The sequence below is a fragment of the Pontibacter akesuensis genome, from assembly GCF_001611675.1.
GTDB lineage: Bacteria > Bacteroidota > Bacteroidia > Cytophagales > Hymenobacteraceae > Pontibacter > Pontibacter akesuensis.
On record NZ_CP014766.1, the window covers coordinates 2,403,308 to 2,419,349 of the forward strand.

Annotated in this window: 12 protein-coding genes; 6 read left to right on the top strand and 6 right to left on the bottom strand. The window is 53.5% G+C overall.

All coding sequences use genetic code 11. The features are described from left to right. Window positions 1-81: 81 nt before the first annotated feature. Together A0W33_RS10215 and A0W33_RS10220 are read left to right on the top strand one after the other, a co-directional pair. Entirely contained in the window at window positions 82-852 is a 771-nt protein-coding gene (locus tag A0W33_RS10215; RefSeq protein ID WP_172798107.1) for a segregation and condensation protein A, read from the top strand. Between the two features lie 166 nt (window positions 853-1,018). Then, complete coding sequence (locus A0W33_RS10220) at window positions 1,019-2,080, top strand: lysylphosphatidylglycerol synthase transmembrane domain-containing protein (RefSeq protein ID WP_068840056.1); 1,062 nt, start codon at window positions 1,019-1,021, stop codon at window positions 2,078-2,080. 87 nt (window positions 2,081-2,167) lie between these two features. Here A0W33_RS10220 and A0W33_RS10225 read toward each other — a convergent pair whose 3' ends face one another. Continuing rightward, the gene (locus tag A0W33_RS10225; RefSeq protein WP_068840057.1) at window positions 2,168-2,596 is read right to left on the bottom strand and encodes a nuclear transport factor 2 family protein; all 429 of its coding nucleotides are present in this window, start codon (window positions 2,594-2,596) and stop codon (window positions 2,168-2,170) included. A 129-nt stretch (window positions 2,597-2,725) separates the two neighbouring features. On the opposite strand from A0W33_RS10225, the gene A0W33_RS10230 reads away from it, so the two are divergent. Beyond that, window positions 2,726-3,868, top strand: coding sequence for an FAD-dependent monooxygenase (locus tag A0W33_RS10230; protein ID WP_068838049.1), 1,143 nt, complete (start codon window positions 2,726-2,728; stop codon window positions 3,866-3,868). Window positions 3,869-4,046: 178 nt separating this feature from the next. Continuing rightward, window positions 4,047-4,562, top strand: a complete 516-nt coding sequence (locus A0W33_RS10235; RefSeq protein WP_139237179.1) for a hypothetical protein — start codon at window positions 4,047-4,049, stop codon at window positions 4,560-4,562. Between the two features lie 57 nt (window positions 4,563-4,619). Here the strand turns inward: A0W33_RS10235 and A0W33_RS10240 are convergent, their stop codons facing one another. Both A0W33_RS10240 and A0W33_RS10245 read right to left on the bottom strand, forming a co-directional pair. Then, window positions 4,620-5,705 carry a hypothetical protein gene (locus tag A0W33_RS10240; protein WP_068838051.1) on the bottom strand — a complete coding sequence of 362 codons (1,086 nt, stop codon included), beginning with the start codon at window positions 5,703-5,705 and terminating at the stop codon, window positions 4,620-4,622. A gap of 414 nt (window positions 5,706-6,119) precedes the next feature. Beyond that, window positions 6,120-7,109: an aspartate-semialdehyde dehydrogenase gene (locus A0W33_RS10245; RefSeq protein WP_068838052.1), complete on the bottom strand. Its 990-nt coding sequence runs from the start codon at window positions 7,107-7,109 to the stop codon at window positions 6,120-6,122. A gap of 458 nt (window positions 7,110-7,567) precedes the next feature. On the opposite strand from A0W33_RS10245, the gene A0W33_RS10250 reads away from it, so the two are divergent. Then, window positions 7,568-10,138, top strand: a complete 2,571-nt coding sequence (locus tag A0W33_RS10250; RefSeq protein WP_068838053.1) for a lamin tail domain-containing protein — start codon at window positions 7,568-7,570, stop codon at window positions 10,136-10,138. A 663-nt stretch (window positions 10,139-10,801) separates the two neighbouring features. Here A0W33_RS10250 and A0W33_RS10255 read toward each other — a convergent pair. Further along, window positions 10,802-12,010 (bottom strand): alpha/beta fold hydrolase, encoded by a 1,209-nt coding sequence (locus A0W33_RS10255; RefSeq protein ID WP_244888601.1) that lies wholly within the window; start codon window positions 12,008-12,010, stop codon window positions 10,802-10,804. A 200-nt stretch (window positions 12,011-12,210) separates the two neighbouring features. Here A0W33_RS10255 and A0W33_RS10260 point away from each other — a divergent pair, with 200 nt between their 5' ends. Beyond that, the gene (locus tag A0W33_RS10260; protein ID WP_068840058.1) at window positions 12,211-13,032 is read left to right on the top strand and encodes a sulfite exporter TauE/SafE family protein; all 822 of its coding nucleotides are present in this window, start codon (window positions 12,211-12,213) and stop codon (window positions 13,030-13,032) included. 212 nt (window positions 13,033-13,244) lie between these two features. Here the strand turns inward: A0W33_RS10260 and A0W33_RS10265 are convergent, their stop codons facing one another. Beyond that, on the bottom strand, window positions 13,245-14,678 hold the full coding sequence (locus tag A0W33_RS10265) for a TolC family protein (RefSeq protein WP_068838055.1): 1,434 nt from the start codon (window positions 14,676-14,678) through the stop codon (window positions 13,245-13,247). Further along, window positions 14,675-16,039, bottom strand: a complete 1,365-nt coding sequence (locus A0W33_RS10270) for an HlyD family secretion protein (RefSeq protein WP_068838056.1) — start codon at window positions 16,037-16,039, stop codon at window positions 14,675-14,677. Before A0W33_RS10270 ends, A0W33_RS10265 begins: the two co-directional genes overlap by 4 nt. Between the last annotated feature and the right edge of the window lie 3 nt (window positions 16,040-16,042).

Below are 16,042 nucleotides of genomic sequence, written 5' to 3' on the forward strand. Positions count from 1 at the left end.
GGGAGCGGGCTGTGTTCCAATCCGCTAAAAATGCTTATTTTTGTTTTCCGCGCAGCCACACGCGCCCTTAATTTTTAAAAGGTGAGTTTCGAGATTAGATTACCGCTGTTTGAAGGTCCGTTCGACCTGCTGCTCTTCTTTATTGAGCGTGATGAGTTGGAGATTCATGACATTCCGATCTTCCAGATCACGAATGAGTTTATGGGCTACCTGAAGGAGTTGGAGCAGCTGAACATTGAGGTAGCCAGCGACTTTATACTTACCGCGGCCACCCTGATGCGCATCAAGGCGAAAATGCTGCTGCCGCGCGCCGAGAAGGATGAGGAAGGCAACGAGATAGACCCGCGCGAGGAACTGGTGCAGCACCTGCTGGAGTACAAGAAGTATAAAAGCGCCACCCCGGATCTGTCGGAGATGGAGGATGCGCGCCTGGCTCAGGAGAATCGCGGCAACATTCATCAGGAGCTGCAGCAGATTGCCAACGCTAATCACTTTGAGTACGAGCTGCAGGATTTAAGCCTGTACAAGATCATGCGCGTGTTCGAGAAAGTGATGACCCGCTACGAGGAGGAGCAGAACAGGCCTAAGCATACCGTTATCCAGTTTCCGTACACGGTGGAGGAGCAGCGCGACATTATCCTGAAAATGGTGCAGGAGCGCAACCACCTGTCTTTTGTGAAGCTAGTGGAGGAGTACCCGGACAAGATCGGGATGATCTTCAACTTCCTGGCCATCCTCGACATGCTGCAACTCAACCTGATCAGCATTGAGGTAGGCGAGGGTTTCAACGACTTTGTGATTATGGAGGCGCAGGGCCAGGCCACGCAGGTAATGCAACTGCTGGCGGAATAGCCCGTTTCAAGGGGAAAGCAGGTGTTTTGAATGCCTTCCCGAATAAGTGCGCACAAGTATAAATTCAATTTTCAGCGGAAAGAATGGGTTTTTGATGTGCGCTTGATAGCTTTACGTGTTTGCCAGGCGCATTGAACCAGCGCCCGGGCAAACTTCGCCCCACTACATGGACCAGAACAAAAAAACCATACTTAAAAGCTTCAGCCCGGTTAAGGTCTTGATACCCGTTTTCCTGGGTTTGGCGGCTACCGCGTGGCTTTTTATCAAGGATGATAAAGTAAGTGAGTTGAAGGGGTTGGCGCAGGCCAACATCTGGTGGCTGGTGGCCGCGCTGGCGGTGCTGGTGGTGCGCGATTTCGGCTACATGTTCCGTATCCGGCACCTGACTGACAAGTTCCTTACCTGGCGCAACAGCCTGGACGTGATTATGCTCTGGGAGTTCGCCTCGGCCGTGACCCCCTCTGTGGTGGGTGGCACCACCGTGGCCACCATCATCCTGAACAAAGAGGGTATTCCGCTGGGCAAATCACTGGCGTACGTCATGCTGACAGCGGTGCTGGACAACATGTTCTTCATCGTTGCCGCGCCCATCGCCTTGCTGGTGTCGCAGGGGGAGGTGTTTCCTACCTTCAACCTTGATCCCTCGGATGTAGCCAAGCTGAAATCTGCCTTCTACATCAGCTACGGCCTGATTGCGGTGTATACTTTCCTGATGATTTACGCGCTTTTCGTGAAGCCGCGGGCGTTTAAGTGGCTGTTGCTGCGGGCTACTTCCATCGGGTTTTTGCGCAAGTGGCGCGTTAACGCGTTTCAGCATGGCAACGAGATTATGTGGGCCTCGCAACAGTTGAAGGGCAAGGACACGGCCTACTGGACCAAAGCCATCGTCTCTACCGTTTTTGTGTGGAGCGCGCGCTATTTCCTGCTAAACTGCCTGATTGCCGCCTTCGTGGATGTTGATTTCAGCGAACACCTGCTCATCATTTCCCGCAACCTCATTTTCTGGATCGTGATGCTGATTGCCATTACGCCGGGCGGAGCCGGAATTGTGGAGATGGCCTTTCCGAGTTTCTTTGGCTTGTTCCTGGGCGGTTTCAGTAGCGTGGTGGTGGTGCTGTATCGCCTGATCACCTACTATCCATACTTAATCCTGGGTTCTGTGTTCCTGCCGAAGTGGATTTCTAAAGTGTTTGGACGCCAGCAGCAGGAGAGCGAGGTAAACGTATAAATAAGATTCTAAAGCGTAAGTATAAACAGGGAAGCCGCACCAAATATTTGATGCGGCTTCCCTGTTTTAGAGCTAGCAAGTATAAACTTAGATTTTGTAAGCCTGGCGTGCCAGCAGTTTCCATTGGCCCTGCTGCTTTTGCCACACGAGCATTACACCTAACTTTACCGTGCCCGGCTTGCCGCTGTCGTTTGTTTCGGCAGAAAGCTTGTGGCGCACAATGGCTGTTTTGCCCGCTACTTTCACCGTTTGCTCGGTCAGGTCCATGGTTACAAAATCAGACTTGCCGCTGGTGAGGGAGGAGACGAAGGCAGCCTTATCCTCAATGTTGCCACTGGAGTGGCCGTAGCTAAGTTCGTTTGCCGTGATGGCTTCGAGTGCCTGCTGGTTACCGTCTACCATGGCGGTTTTTAGTTTGTCAACGGCGGCGGCTACTTCAGTTTCAGCCTTTGACTGGGCGTTGGAAGAAAGGGCAAACGTAAGGCAAAGCGTGAGCAGGTAAAGGGTCTTTTTCATGTAATCGTTGTTATTAGTGTAGATAAAGAAGCGCTCTGTAAAATCAACTAAAGGCTTTATACTTGACCAATATAAAACTTTTGTCTGGAACGGGAGCCAAACAGGCAGGTTCAAAAGCAGAAACAGAACATGAAAGTAAGTATCGTAGGAGGAGGCATCGGGGGATTGTGTACGGCAATTGCGCTGCAGCAAATTGGTGTGGACGTAAAAGTATACGAAAGCGCGCCTGAGCTCAAACCGGTTGGGGCAGGCGTGGGGCTTGCGGCAAACGCCATTCAAGGCCTGCAGCGCCTGGGGGTGGCCGATGCGGTGGTAGCGCGTGGGAAGCAGTTGGAGGCGCTGGTGATTTTCGATGAGAACGGGAACGTGATCAGCAACATGGATACGCGCCCGCTGAGCAGCAAGTATGGCATCAACAATTTTGTGATCCACCGGGCCGATTTGCATGAGGTACTGCAGCAGCGCCTGCAGCCTGGTACCCTGGTGCTGGGCAAGCGTGCCGCCAGTATAAAGCAGCAGGAAAAGCAGGTGGAGATAAAGTTTGAAGATGGCACACAGGCCGCCGCAGACCTGCTTATTGCCGCCGATGGCATCAACTCGGCTATACGCCAGCAGTTGCTGCCCCACAGCCAACCACGCTACGCGGGCTATACGTGCTGGCGCGGCGTGGTGGAAAATCCCGGCGTAGAAATCAACCAAATGATCTCGGCGGAAACCTGGGCACCGCAGGGGCGCGTGGGAATTGCCCCGCTGCAGGGCAACGGCATCTACTGGTACGCCTGCATCAACGCCCCGCAAAACAGCGACAAGATGCGGCAAATGACACCCGCTGCGCTTGCCGCACACTTTTCTGACTTGCCGGCAGCCGTACCCGCAATCATTGGTGCCACGCCGCCCACACAACTTATCTGGAACGACATTGCTGATCTGAAGCCGCTGAAGCAGTTTGCCTACGGTCGTGTGCTCCTGCTGGGCGATGCGGCCCATGCTACCTCGCCTAACATGGGGCAGGGCGCCTGCCAGGCCATAGAGGATGCGGTGGTACTGGGGCAGTGCCTGCAGCAGGCGGCAAGTATAAAAGCCGCCCTGGCGAAATATGAACAACGGCGGTTAGCCCGCACTGCTAAAGTTATCCGCCTGTCGCGCTTGCTCGGGGCAGTATCTCAGTGGCAGCACCCGATGCTGCGTGGCTCCCGAAATGCAGCTTTCCGGTTGATGCCCGCCTTCGTGACACAGAGCCAGATGGAGTGGCTCTACCAGGTTGATTTTTAGCGGAAGGCGAACTTATACTCTCTGAGGTGTTGCCAGCTTAACTTTTCTCATTTAACCAGTGTAATTTTAAACCATGTTGTATTGCTGCTTCAGGCAAGGGTGGTATGGTTTATGCGGGAAAGAGATGTATCTTTAATAGCAATCCTTTAAACCTGTGCCGACCGGAAGAATCAATCTTATGATGAGAAACCTACTACTGTTTGTAACTGCTTTATTTATACTTAGCTGCTCCGACAGCAACTCCAATCTCGAGGAAAAACTAACCACTGCCATTACGGAAGGCGAAGTGGGGCCGGAAGGTTACAAGATTATCCAGATGACTGAGCTCACCGATTTTGAGTGGGACAGAATGTATTACTTTCAGGCTTCTGAAGACAAAAAAGAGATCAGCGCTGCCATTGGTTTTAAATGGGACGGTACTACGGTACCAGAGCTCAGCCGCCGGCTGCTGTTTGTAAAAGACCAGGAGGTGGTATCGTTTGTGGATTTCAACTACAACGATTTCCCGCTGTTCGTGTATGGCTGCGAAGACGACAAATGGGTGTACCCCAACAGCCGCAGCCAGTTCGCCAGCTTTAAGTACTGCGACGGCGATCGCGAAATATACACGTTCATCCCCGTGAAATGCATCGATAATATAAAGGAATTAATGGCCTATGACTGCCCGGCAGAAGGGGCAGTAGCAGCAAAATAAGAAAAGCCGGTTCATCACCGGCTTTTCTTATTTTATGAGTTGTTTAGCGCTTACGCCCTATCTTGCAAAAACTTCATTATCAGAGAAAGGCAGTTTTCGGATAGTATATTCGGCCTGTGGCGGTGTGGCGCCTCCGAACAGCTTGTTCAGGTGGGCGTATAGTACAAAAGCCTCATCACCATACCCTGTAGCCGTGGTCGGGAAAACAGCGCCAGCCTCAAAGCGCTCCTCCAGCATCCCCGTCTCCCATTTGTTATTTGTTTTAAAGGAGAGCACCCTTCCGCTTGGCTGTCCCCCGGCATTGTTCACTACCACCAGTTGCTTTCCGTTGTTGCTCAGCAACAGCCCATCCGGTCCCTGAAGCGGAGCGTTCAACTGCACCTTGCTCGTAGCATCTGGGTTTGAGAGCGGGATTTTGTAAATCGCGTTATCGGCAGAAAAAGCAACCAGCAGAAAGCCAGATGGGTGGTAGGCAATGCCGTTAAAGCCGAAAGCTCCTTGTGCTGTGGCAAAATCCTGGTTCTCGTAAAACACAGTGGCATTCCCTCTTGTATCCACTTTATAAATAATGGGCGAGAAGCTATCGGTCACATAGGCGTTTCCCTGCTTGTCCAGGGTTATGTCGTTCGCGAAATGCGGCATGTTTGGACGAAGCGCGCCCAGGTTTGCAAAATGCATGGGAGCACCCGTGGCCAGATCGTAAATCCCCAAAACGGCCATTTGCCCGGCGGTGGCTGGAGTAGAGCTTGGCGTGCCGCCCGGATCTGAGCCCGCCACCAGTACTCTTTTGCGGGCCTCATCTACCTGCAGCCCAATGCTGGCCACCAGGCGTTCATCGGAGATAAAAGGAGAATAGTTTCCCTGATAGCTCACCGTGCCGATGGTACCTGTGCTTACAGAAGAAACCAGGAAGCGCTCGTAGCGGGCATCGTGGCTGACGCCTTCCGGGTACAGCCCCGGGCTATTGAAGGTAATTACGTTCGGAATGTCTTTTGCCTTGTCGACGTCCTCAAAGATATCCTCAAATTCGTCCCAAATTTCATCAGGGGAGCAGGAAGTGATTCCGAAGCCTAGCAGGAGGAAGAGCAGGAAAGAAAGTTTGTTGCGCAGGAACGCTGCTGTTGTCGTGGATAGTTGTCTCATAGATGGGTATAGGTTTAAGTATGAATTGGTCTTCACTGCAGCCACGCGACGTAACCACAGATAAACTAGTTATACTCTTCTGTACAAGCCTTTAGCCATGCAAGCACGCGATTACTTAGTGAAGCTGCCTTTTATGGGAGAAAAGAGGAGGAAGATTTAAGCAAATCAGCAGTCTTGAACCTATTGAAGAGGAGATGCCAGTCCAACTTATTTATAAGACAATTAGGAGTTTATTCTTGTGCCGGCATGGTGACCTGCTCTACAAAACAGTAACTTTTACACTTATACTTTAAGACCATACTCAAACAAAAAATGGAGACCCGAAAGTCTCCATTCCCAGCTTCCAAACCCACTAGGTTCGGAAGATCAATTACTATTATTGTCTTGTGTCTTACATCTTGATACTTGTGTCTTTTAAACCAGCTCGTGCTTCACCAGGTATTCGGCGATTTGTACGGCGTTGGTAGCGGCGCCTTTGCGCAGGTTGTCCGCCACGATCCACATGTTCAGGGTGCGCGGCTGCGTTTCGTCGAGGCGTACGCGACCTACAAACACTTCGTCTTTGCCGTGGGCATCCTGCGGCATCGGGTACTTCAGGTTCTTCACGTCATCCACCACTACCACGCCTTCGGTCTCGCCGAGGATGCGGTATACTTCGTCCAGCGTAAAATCCTTAGCAAACTCCACGTTCACCGACTCAGAGTGACCGCCCATCACCGGGATGCGCACCGCCGTAGCCGTGACACGGATCGAGTCGTCGCCCATGATCTTCTTCGTCTCCAGGATCATTTTCATCTCCTCTTTGGTGTAGCCGTTGTCCTGGAACACGTCGATGTGCGGCAGCACGTTCAGGTCGATTTGGTATGGGTAAGCTTTCTCGCCCTCCTTGCCCCCACGCTCATTCATCAGCTGGTCCACCGCTTTCACGCCCGTGCCCGTTACCGACTGATAGGTGCTTACCACGATGCGCTTCATCTGCAGCTCCTCGTGCAGCTTATTCAGCGCCACCACCATCTGGATAGTAGAGCAGTTCGGGTTTGCGATGATCTTGTCTTCTTTTGTCAATTCTTTGGCGTTAATTTCCGGCACCACCAGCTTTTTGGATGGGTCCATGCGCCAGGCCGAGGAGTTATCCACTACCACCGTGCCCACCTCGGCAAACTTAGGTGCCCACTCCGTAGAGGTGCTGCCACCAGCCGAGAAAATAGCAATTTGCGGGGCAGCCGCAATCGCGTCCTGCATCCCGATAACCTTTAGCTGTTTACCCTTAAATTCCATCTGTTTCCCAACAGATCTTTCTGAAGCAACCAACAATAACTCTGTCACCGGGAAGTCTCGCTCCGCCAGTACTTTCAAAATCTCGCCGCCTACCAATCCGGTGGCGCCTACAACTGCTACTTTCATTTAAGGTATGTTTCTAATGGTTTAATTCTTTGTTGGTCAGATAGCCGTTTACTAACCGTAAGCACAACTTTCTTACCCTGACCTATTTAGCTTTCTAACTAACTAGTTCTGTTCCCGTAAAAGTTCTAAATTTCACAAAAGCAGTCACATTCATAAAACGATAGGAGCGTGCGCAGCTCCTATGCAGGTCAGGTTAGGATATTGGGCGTGTCCTTTCGCTTGCGCGAGCAGGCCGGGCTTTCGCCTGTACTCCTCGCTGCGCTGCGGGGTGTCGGCTCTATCCCTCACGCGGCGGCAAAATTACGAAAGTTTTCACCACAAATGTGCAAATGAAAAGAACTTTACCTGAAGTACTTACCAGAAAAATAATAGCTATAGTATGTAGTATAGGTAAAATTTTGGATTGCCTAACTCCCCCTCCTGTTTTGGGGGTAGGGGACCTTTTTACAAGGAAGGGGTTGGGGGGAGGTCTTCTCCTCCTGCTACTTCCGCTCCTAAGCCAGGCGCAACTGCAAGACAGCTTCTCCGACGGCAGCTTCACCCTAAACCCCACCTGGACCGGCAATACCGACAGCTTTACCGTTAACGCACAGAACCAGCTGCAGAGTAATGGTCCTGCCGTTACCGGAACGGTGCTGCAACTGGTGACGCCCTCGCAGGCAACCGTGGGCACCACCTGGGAGTTCTGGGCAAACCTGAAACTCGCCACCTCCTCCAGCAACTACGCCGACATCTATCTCATTTCTGATTCCGAAAACCTTAGCAGCGCCACCACCAGCGGGTACTTTGTGCGTTTGGGCGGCACACCAGACGAGGTAAGCCTTTTTCGCAAAGACGCTGGCAAGTCGGCACTCAACCTCATCAACGGGGAAGACAAAACCCTTGACGGCACGAACAGCGTGGTGCGCGTGCGGGTAACACGAAGTATAACTAACGAGTGGGAACTGCTGATCGACCTCACTGGCACCGGCCAAAGCTACACCAGCCAGGGCACCGCCACCGACGCCACTTACAAACGCTCTTCATACTTTGGGGTGCTGCTGAAGTATAGCTCCGCCAACAGCAAAAGCTTTCTTTTTGATGATTTTTCGATTACTGATAAACAGCCACCGGCTCTAACCGAGCTGCAGACGCTAAACCCGCAGGAGCTGATGCTATACTTCAACGAGCCACTGCAGCAGGGGCAGATTTTAGGTAATTATACCTTGAACGGAAGTGTAAAACCCATCATCGCCGAGCAAACAGAATCCAATCAGGTGCGGCTGGTATTTGCGCAAAGTTTCAGGAGCGGCAGCAACACCTTAAGTATAGCCAACCTGCAGGACTTGTACGGCAACAGCCTGAGCGGTCCGATTGAGCGGAGCTTTAGCTATGTGCCTCCCGCTGTGCTGCCGGGCTACAACCAACTGCTCATCACCGAAATCATGGCTGACGAAACACCTGCCATTGGGCTGCCGCCGCAGGAGTACATCGAACTGCACAACCCGACCCAGCAGGTGCTTTCGCTGAAGGGAGTCAAGTATAGCGATGCCACTTCTACGGCTACACTCCCGGATGTGCAGTTGTTGCCGGGGGAGTATGCTGTGGTGGTGCCTAACAGCCAGTTGCAGAATTTCAGAGAGTACAGCAAAGTGATCGGTATCAGCAATTTCCCAAGCCTGAACAACAGCGGCGAACTGCTGCAGTTGCGCCAGCCCAACGGTCGCCTGATTTATGCGGTTTCTTATGCTGATAGCTGGTACAAGGACAACGGCAAGCGCGAAGGCGGCTGGAGCCTGGAAATGATTGATGTACAGAACCCCTGCGCCGGGGCCAGCAACTGGACTGCCTCCGTTAACCCGCGAGGAGGTACGCCCGCCCAGGCTAACTCCGTAGCCGCCCAAAACCCAGATAACACACCGCCTGCCCTAGTAGATGTTACCGCTACCGCGCCAGACAAAATTTTGCTGCGCTTCAGCGAGCGGCTGGACAGTTTGCAGGCAGCAAGTATAGCCAATTACAGCCTTAGCCCAAATGTAGCCATAGCCAACGTGCAGGTAACAGGACCGCTGTTCACCGAAGTTATACTTGCCCTAAGCGCGCCGCTGCAGGAAAACCAGCTGTACACGCTAAGCGTCACCGGCATAACCGACTGTTCCGGCAACCTTAATCAGCAGCCATTGACTTATACTTTTGCCTTACCGTCTGCTCCCGAGCCCGGCGATGTGGTGATTAACGAAGTACTGTTCAACCCGCGGTCCGGCGGGGCGGACTTTGTAGAACTGGTGAACCGCAGCGCAAAGTACCTGAACCTGCAAAGCTGGCAATTGGCCAATACCAGCGGCGATTCCATCAGCAACAGGAAAATCATTACAAAACAGAATCACATACTTCCTCCAGGCGCTTATGTCGTGCTTACTTCCAACCCTGACAACGTCAAAATGAATTATCCAGCGGCCTTGCCCGAAGCTTTCCTTTCCATGAGCAGCCTGCCCAGTTACCCCGACGAGGCCGGGACGGTGATTGTGCTGCAGCCCGATGGGCAGGTGGCAGACAGGTTTAGCTACGATGAGGACATGCACTTTGCCCTGCTTGATGATCAGAATGGCGTGTCGTTGGAGCGGCTGCGGGTGGAGGGGCCAAGTACGGCCAGCAATTTTCACTCGGCCGCCACTACTGTTTTTGCCACGCCCGGGTACAGAAATTCACAGTCGCAGGAGGGGGTAGTGGCGCAGCAGGTGTTTCAGGTTACTCCCAAGGTTTTCTCCCCAGATGGAGACGGTTTCCAGGACTTTGCCACCATCGACTACCGCGCCGACCAAACCGGCCTCGTCGCTAACATCACCATCTTTGATGCTCAGGGCCGTGAAATACGCAAACTGGTGCGGAATGAGTTATTGGCAGCCAATGGTCTTTTTCAGTGGGATGGGCTGCGGGAGGATGGCACCAAAGCCAGCATTGGCTATTATCTTTTCTATATTGAGCTTTTTGGGTTGAATGGGGAGAGGAGTGAGCACAGGGAGAAGGTAGTGGTGGGAAGTAGGTTTTGAAGTATGCTTTCGGGGTATTATAGCTTCCGTTCGGTATATGTATAGTTAACCCAACAAAGCTTACCCAGCCTCTGTTCATCCTCCTGGCCTTCCCTAGCGCAAGCGTCCGCTTGTGCCTCAATCTGCCTTTGCTTTCTGTAATTTGTAGTTCCATAGCCGTTGCTTATGCAACTTCAGCCAAGCTATCTTTCCTAGCCACCGCTCATCCTCCAGCTCCCAAATACCTATCGTTTCACCTTTAGCTTTGGAGCCCTCACGGCCGGGAGGCCCCGTCCTCGGGCATCGCGCTGTGCAATTGAAGCTGCTCCTCGCTCCGCTGCGGGCTGCCCTAACGGGCACCACATCAATTACAAGGCGCTCAACCCAAGGACTGGAATCGGTTCAAACAGCTGTAGCTGTAGCTATGCAACAAAGGCTAAGCTCCCTCTCCTGTTTTGGGGATAGGGGCCCTCTAAAAAGGAGAGGGTTGGGGTGAGGTAAATTCCCCCTTTGAAGGGGGTAGGGGGATGTCCCTGCTTCTGCTGCAATTACAAAGCTTGTACTTCATCCTTCACGCCAGTTCAATTCCCCTCCTCGGAGGGGCTAGAGGTGGTTATTGCTATAGCCATGGCAAAAGCAGAATTCCCTCGCCCCTTGGGGAGAGGGTAGGGTGAGGGGAAACCTCTAAAATTGCTGCAACCAGGGCACCAGCGACTTTAGCATCGGGACGAAGGCCGAACCGTGGCCCTGGCCTTTGATCGGGATGAGCTCCAGGTTCTTCGCGCCTTGCTGCTTAAAGCGGTCGTAGGTTACCTGTGAGTTCTGGAACGGAACGATGTTGTCGGTTGTGCCGTGGTAGAGGCGGGTAGGGCTCTGTGGCACCCAATCGTAGAAGCTGTTGGCCTGCAGCGCCTGTTTCAGCGCCAGTTCTTTTTTATCATCCTGCAGCGCAGCAAAAAAAGTAGGATTGAAGAGTTTTTTGGTGTCTGTTGTCAATTCCCGGTTAATGGCGCTGCCGCCCTTTACACCGTCAAACAAAGCAGGTAGTTTAGACGCGTATGGCTCCTGGAACAGCTCGGTGAGCGGCCGGTTCCAGTTGTTGGTATGGTTATAGGCCTGCAGGATGTAAGCCAGGTACGCCGGATACGTATAGGCTTGCCCGCTCTTGATGCCGCTAAGCATGTGCACCAGGTCGTAACCACCGGCACCGGCTGCCGAAGCCGTTACCTGCAACCCATGTTCCGGGTGCGTCTCAATCTCCTTCTGGGCAGCCAGCGTTACGTAACCTCCCTCCGAATAACCTACCAGGAACAGCTTATCATTTGCCTGCACCTGCTGCTTCTTGTAAAAGGTCTTTGCCGCTTTGATCATGTCCACCACCGCCAAAGCAGAGTGCTTTTGATCGTAGTAAGGGTGAAAAATATCTTTGGACGCGCCGAAACCGATGTAATCCGGAACCAGCGTTATGAAGCCTCCGGCAGCAAAGGCCTCAAACCCGGAAAGGCCGGTGAAGCTGGTAGGAGCTTCGCTTTGGCGGAAAATGGTGCCGTGCTGGGCGCTGATTACAGGTGCCGGGGCTGTCATGCCCTGCGGTACGCACACCAATCCCGAAGCCTGTATTTCGCGGCCCTGGTAGGTAGTGGTGTAAATAAGCTTGTACACGGAAACACCATACTTGATCTCGGTCAGGTACTGGTCTTGTCCTTTGGAGGCGGTAAAAGCCTGTAGCGTTTCCTTCGGTACGCTCAGCAACAGCTCCGACGACACATAGGCGTCTTTTGCGGCCGGCGCTTCGGCGGCGGCAGGGGTGGCGGCTGTGGCGTCTTTCTCACAGCTGGTGTTAAACAGCAGTGTGCCAAGCAGCAAAGTATAAAGGATGATATTTCTGATCACAGGATAAGTCTTAGAGGTGTGCAGGTGATTAACAGCTGTTGTAACATAGAAGTGCCATCGGAGCATGTTTAAATAGCTGAAATTTATTTCAGAGAGGCTGCTTCAGTTAAGGCGCTGGCAGCGTATCTTGCGCCGCTTTTTCGCGGAGGTAAGTATGGACTTGCCAACAGGTTAAGCGTGTATCGTAGCAACGTTTGCAAGTGGAAGATATTCTGTACCTGTGCCTTTTCGCCTTTATGGCGGGTTTTATAGATTCGGTGGTGGGCGGAGGCGGCCTGATTCAGCTGCCAGCCTTGCTGATATTCCTGCCGGGCGTGCCGCTGCCCACCATTTTTGGCACGGGCAAGTTTGCGGGCATAGCAGGCACCACCGCCGCAATGGTGCGCTACGTTCGCACCGTTAAAATCAACTACCTGGCTATACTTCCGGCAGCGGCCATGGCATTTGTGTTTTCCTTTTTGGGAGCAAGGGCGCTTAGCCACCTCGATGCCAACCTGCTGAAGCCGCTCATACTGGTGCTGCTGGTGCTGGTGGCAGTCTATACGTTCATCAAAAAAGACTTTGGATCGCTGCACGCGCCAAAGCTCACTGCATCCAAAGAGCGCTTGTACGGGTTAATGGTTGGTGCTGTGATCGGTTTTTATGATGGCTTCTTCGGGCCTGGCACCGGCAGTTTCCTTATCTTCATCTTTATTGGCCTGTTTGGCTTCAACTTCCTGGCGGCTTCGGCGGCGGCGAAAGTCGTGAACGTGGCAACCAACCTGTCGGCCCTGCTATACTTCGGCTACAAAGGCTATATTCTATATGACGTAGCGATTCCGATGGCGGTCTGCAGTATTATCGGCTCCCAACTAGGCACCCGCACCGCCCTCAGGCGCGGCGTAGGCTTTGTACGTGTCCTGTTCCTGATCGTGGTAAGCGGTATTATCCTCAAGTTCGCCTACGATACTTACGGCACCGGCGGCAGCGACTTTGCTAACCTGGCTTCATCGGTGCAAGTATGGTTTGGGCGGAAGGGTTAGGCTTTAAATTGTTGATTCTGGGAAAAGGTAGCTGGGCTTAAAAATTAGTTAACTAGTGTGTTAGAATAGTTTATAATCGCAGCTGATTTACCCACCCCTGCCCCTCCGAGGAGGGGAATTTACTCGTGCTGATAATTCCCCTCTTGGGAGGGGCAGGGGTGGGTTCTCATTTACCGGAATTTATACAAAGCCATTCAAAGTTGCCCACATCTCTACTCCACTGGAATCTCCCCGGCGGCCCAATAGAGGTACGTTCTGGCCTTGGCATACTTGGTGCGAAGGGTATAAAGCTTTACCTGCGCCTCCAGTAACTTGGCCTCCCTCGAGTTGATGAGAAACAAAGAGCTTTCCCCGTTCTCAAAGCGGATCTGCTCGCCATTGCGCAGCGTCAGCGCGTTGGCTACCATCTGCTCCTGCAGTTGCAGCTGGCTTTCCAGGGCCTGCAGTTCGTTATAGGCAAGCAACACCGCGTTTTCTACCTCACGGGTTTGCTGCACCAACTCCAGGCTGTTTGCCTGTAGCTTTGCCTTTGTTAGCTGCAGCTTTCCGCGCTCCTCCCGCAGGAAAATCGGAAGGCTGAAACTCAACCCCAGTTTATAGTTGCCCTGCAGGTGGTCCTGCTCCATTATGTCTGGCTGCAGGTAAAAATCGCGCTGCAGTACATTATACTCTGCATTGAGTTTGGGCAACAGCTTGTTTGCGGCAAAGGTGCGCTCTATTTGCAATTGCTCCCCCTTCAGGCTTAGCTTCTGAAGCTCTGGATGACTGCTTCGGGCTTCCGCCAGCAGGCTCTGCAACTCCTGCGCGCTCACGGTAGAGGCGTCAATTCCTGTAAGCGTAGGAATTGTATGCGCCTGCAGTTCGAGCGGTACCTGGTCTTCGGCCCACAGGTGCACTGCCACCTGCAGCTGCGCATTCTGCAACTCCAGCTGTGCCTGCTGCAGCAGCAGCTGCCGTTCTTGCAGGGCCATCAAGGCTTCTACCGTGTCGATGGCGGCCAGATCTCCTTCCAACACCCGGGATCGAACAGCCCGCAATCTGAATTCCGTCAGTTCCTGTGCCTCCTGGTATACCTGGGCGGTGCGGTACTGCAGCAACCACTCCCAGTAATCTTTTGTGGCCTCTAGCAGCAGCTTGTTGATCAGCTTGACGCGTTCGGCCTCTGCGATACCCTGCATCAGTTTAGCCTGGCGAATAGTGGCACGGCGCTCGTCAATGAAAAGCCCCTGTCCGAGTGGCACAGCAATACCGGCATAGCTCAACCCATCGGGAGGCATTGTGTTTTCCGGGTTCAGGTACTGGCCTGTGTTGCGGTCGAAGCCTGCTACAAGCTCCGGCCCGAACCACAGGGGCACCCGCAGTTTGTTGCTCCACAGGTTGTAGTACTCTTTGCCGCCGTACTCCTTGCGGTACAGCTTGCTACTGATAACAGGGTCCATCGTGCCGCGTGCTATCCGTAGCTCCTGCCGGGCCTGCTCTGTCAGCAGGGCGGCCTGTGAGGCAATGGGGTGGTGCTGCAGAATCAGGCGGTGGAAATCCTGAAGTGTGAGCACCTTGGCCGTATCCTGCGCCTGCGCCTGGGGAAAGCCCAGCAAGACGAAGGCGAGCATCACCAGCAGTATTCCATATCTGTCGCGCTTTCTCATTCTTCTTCGTAAGCCGTTTCAGTTTTCTTTTTTGTGTCTGTCGCCTTCTTGTCGGTAGTATAGTCGGCGGGGAAACTGTTGAGCTGGCGCCATATCTCGTACCAGATCGGAACGGTGTTCAGCATGGCCCACCCTTGCACCCCGGAGCCGACGCGCAGCGCATCAGGCCACTCTTCCTGCTCCGGGTCCGGCACCACCAGCAGGCGGTACTGCCCGTTGGTGCCCGTGTTGTCGATCACAGCCACTGTGCCACCAAATGTGCCGAAGCTTGCTCCCGGCCAGCCAGAGAATACCAAGGCCGGCCACCCCTCAAACTGCAGGCGCATGTCATCGCCGGGCTTTATAAGCGGCAGGTCCAGTGCATTCACGTAAAGCTCCGCCGCCAGCTGTGGGCTGCTGGGCATAATAGTGGCCAGAGCCTCTCCCTCTTTGATGGTTTCGCCAATGCCGGCCTTCAGGGTTTTAACCAGATAGCCATCCTGCGGCGCCACAATGTGGTAGTACTGGTTTCGTACCTCTGTGCTGTTGTACTCGCTTTGCAGCTTGGCAACTTCGGCCTGGGTGCCCAGTACGTAGGAGCGGGTTGCGTTCAACTCGGCCTCGGCTTTCGCAATTTTATCAGCGTACTCGGCCTGTAGCGAGTTGAGCTCTGTGCGGGCGTTCTGTAGTTCTGCACGCGTCGCATCTGTTTTGTTTATCACCGACAGCAGCTTGGCCTGTGCCTCCTGTAGCTTCAGGCGGCGCTGCTCCAACTCCGTTAGCGACTTCAGCCCCTGCTTGTACAGGTTCTCCTGGCGGATAAACTGCGATTCTGCTACGGCCAGTTCTGTGCGCTGTGCCACCACGTCCATGCTGTCGCTTTGCAGCTTCAGGCGCGTTTGCTCCACTTTGTTGCGGGCTTTCTGCAGACTGTATACAAGCCCTTCGCGCAGCGCCTCTATCTGTTCCTGCATGGCCAGCGCCTTGGCGCCTGTGGCAACGGCAGACCCCTGCTTCGCCTCTAACTGCTCCCCCAGGTTGGCCAGCAGGTTGGGGTCCATGTACTTCTCCTTTATCTCGGAGATACTGGCAATTGTATCGCCTTTTTTCACAAAGGCGCCCTCCATCACATACCACTCTGTAATACGGCCTGCAATAACGGCCTCCAGCGTTTGCGGCCGGTCCTGCGGCGTCAATGCCGTCAGCGTACCTATTGAGTTGATGTTCTGCGTCCAGGGCAGGAAGAGGCACAGGAGCACGACCAGAAAGATGCCCCCGATCCAGTAGGTCAGGATGCGGCCCTGGCGGGGCGTCTGCACCTGCTGCATGGCTTTCAACTGTGTGTGGTCCGTTTGTGTGGTATCGTTTGATGTTTTAGGCATAAT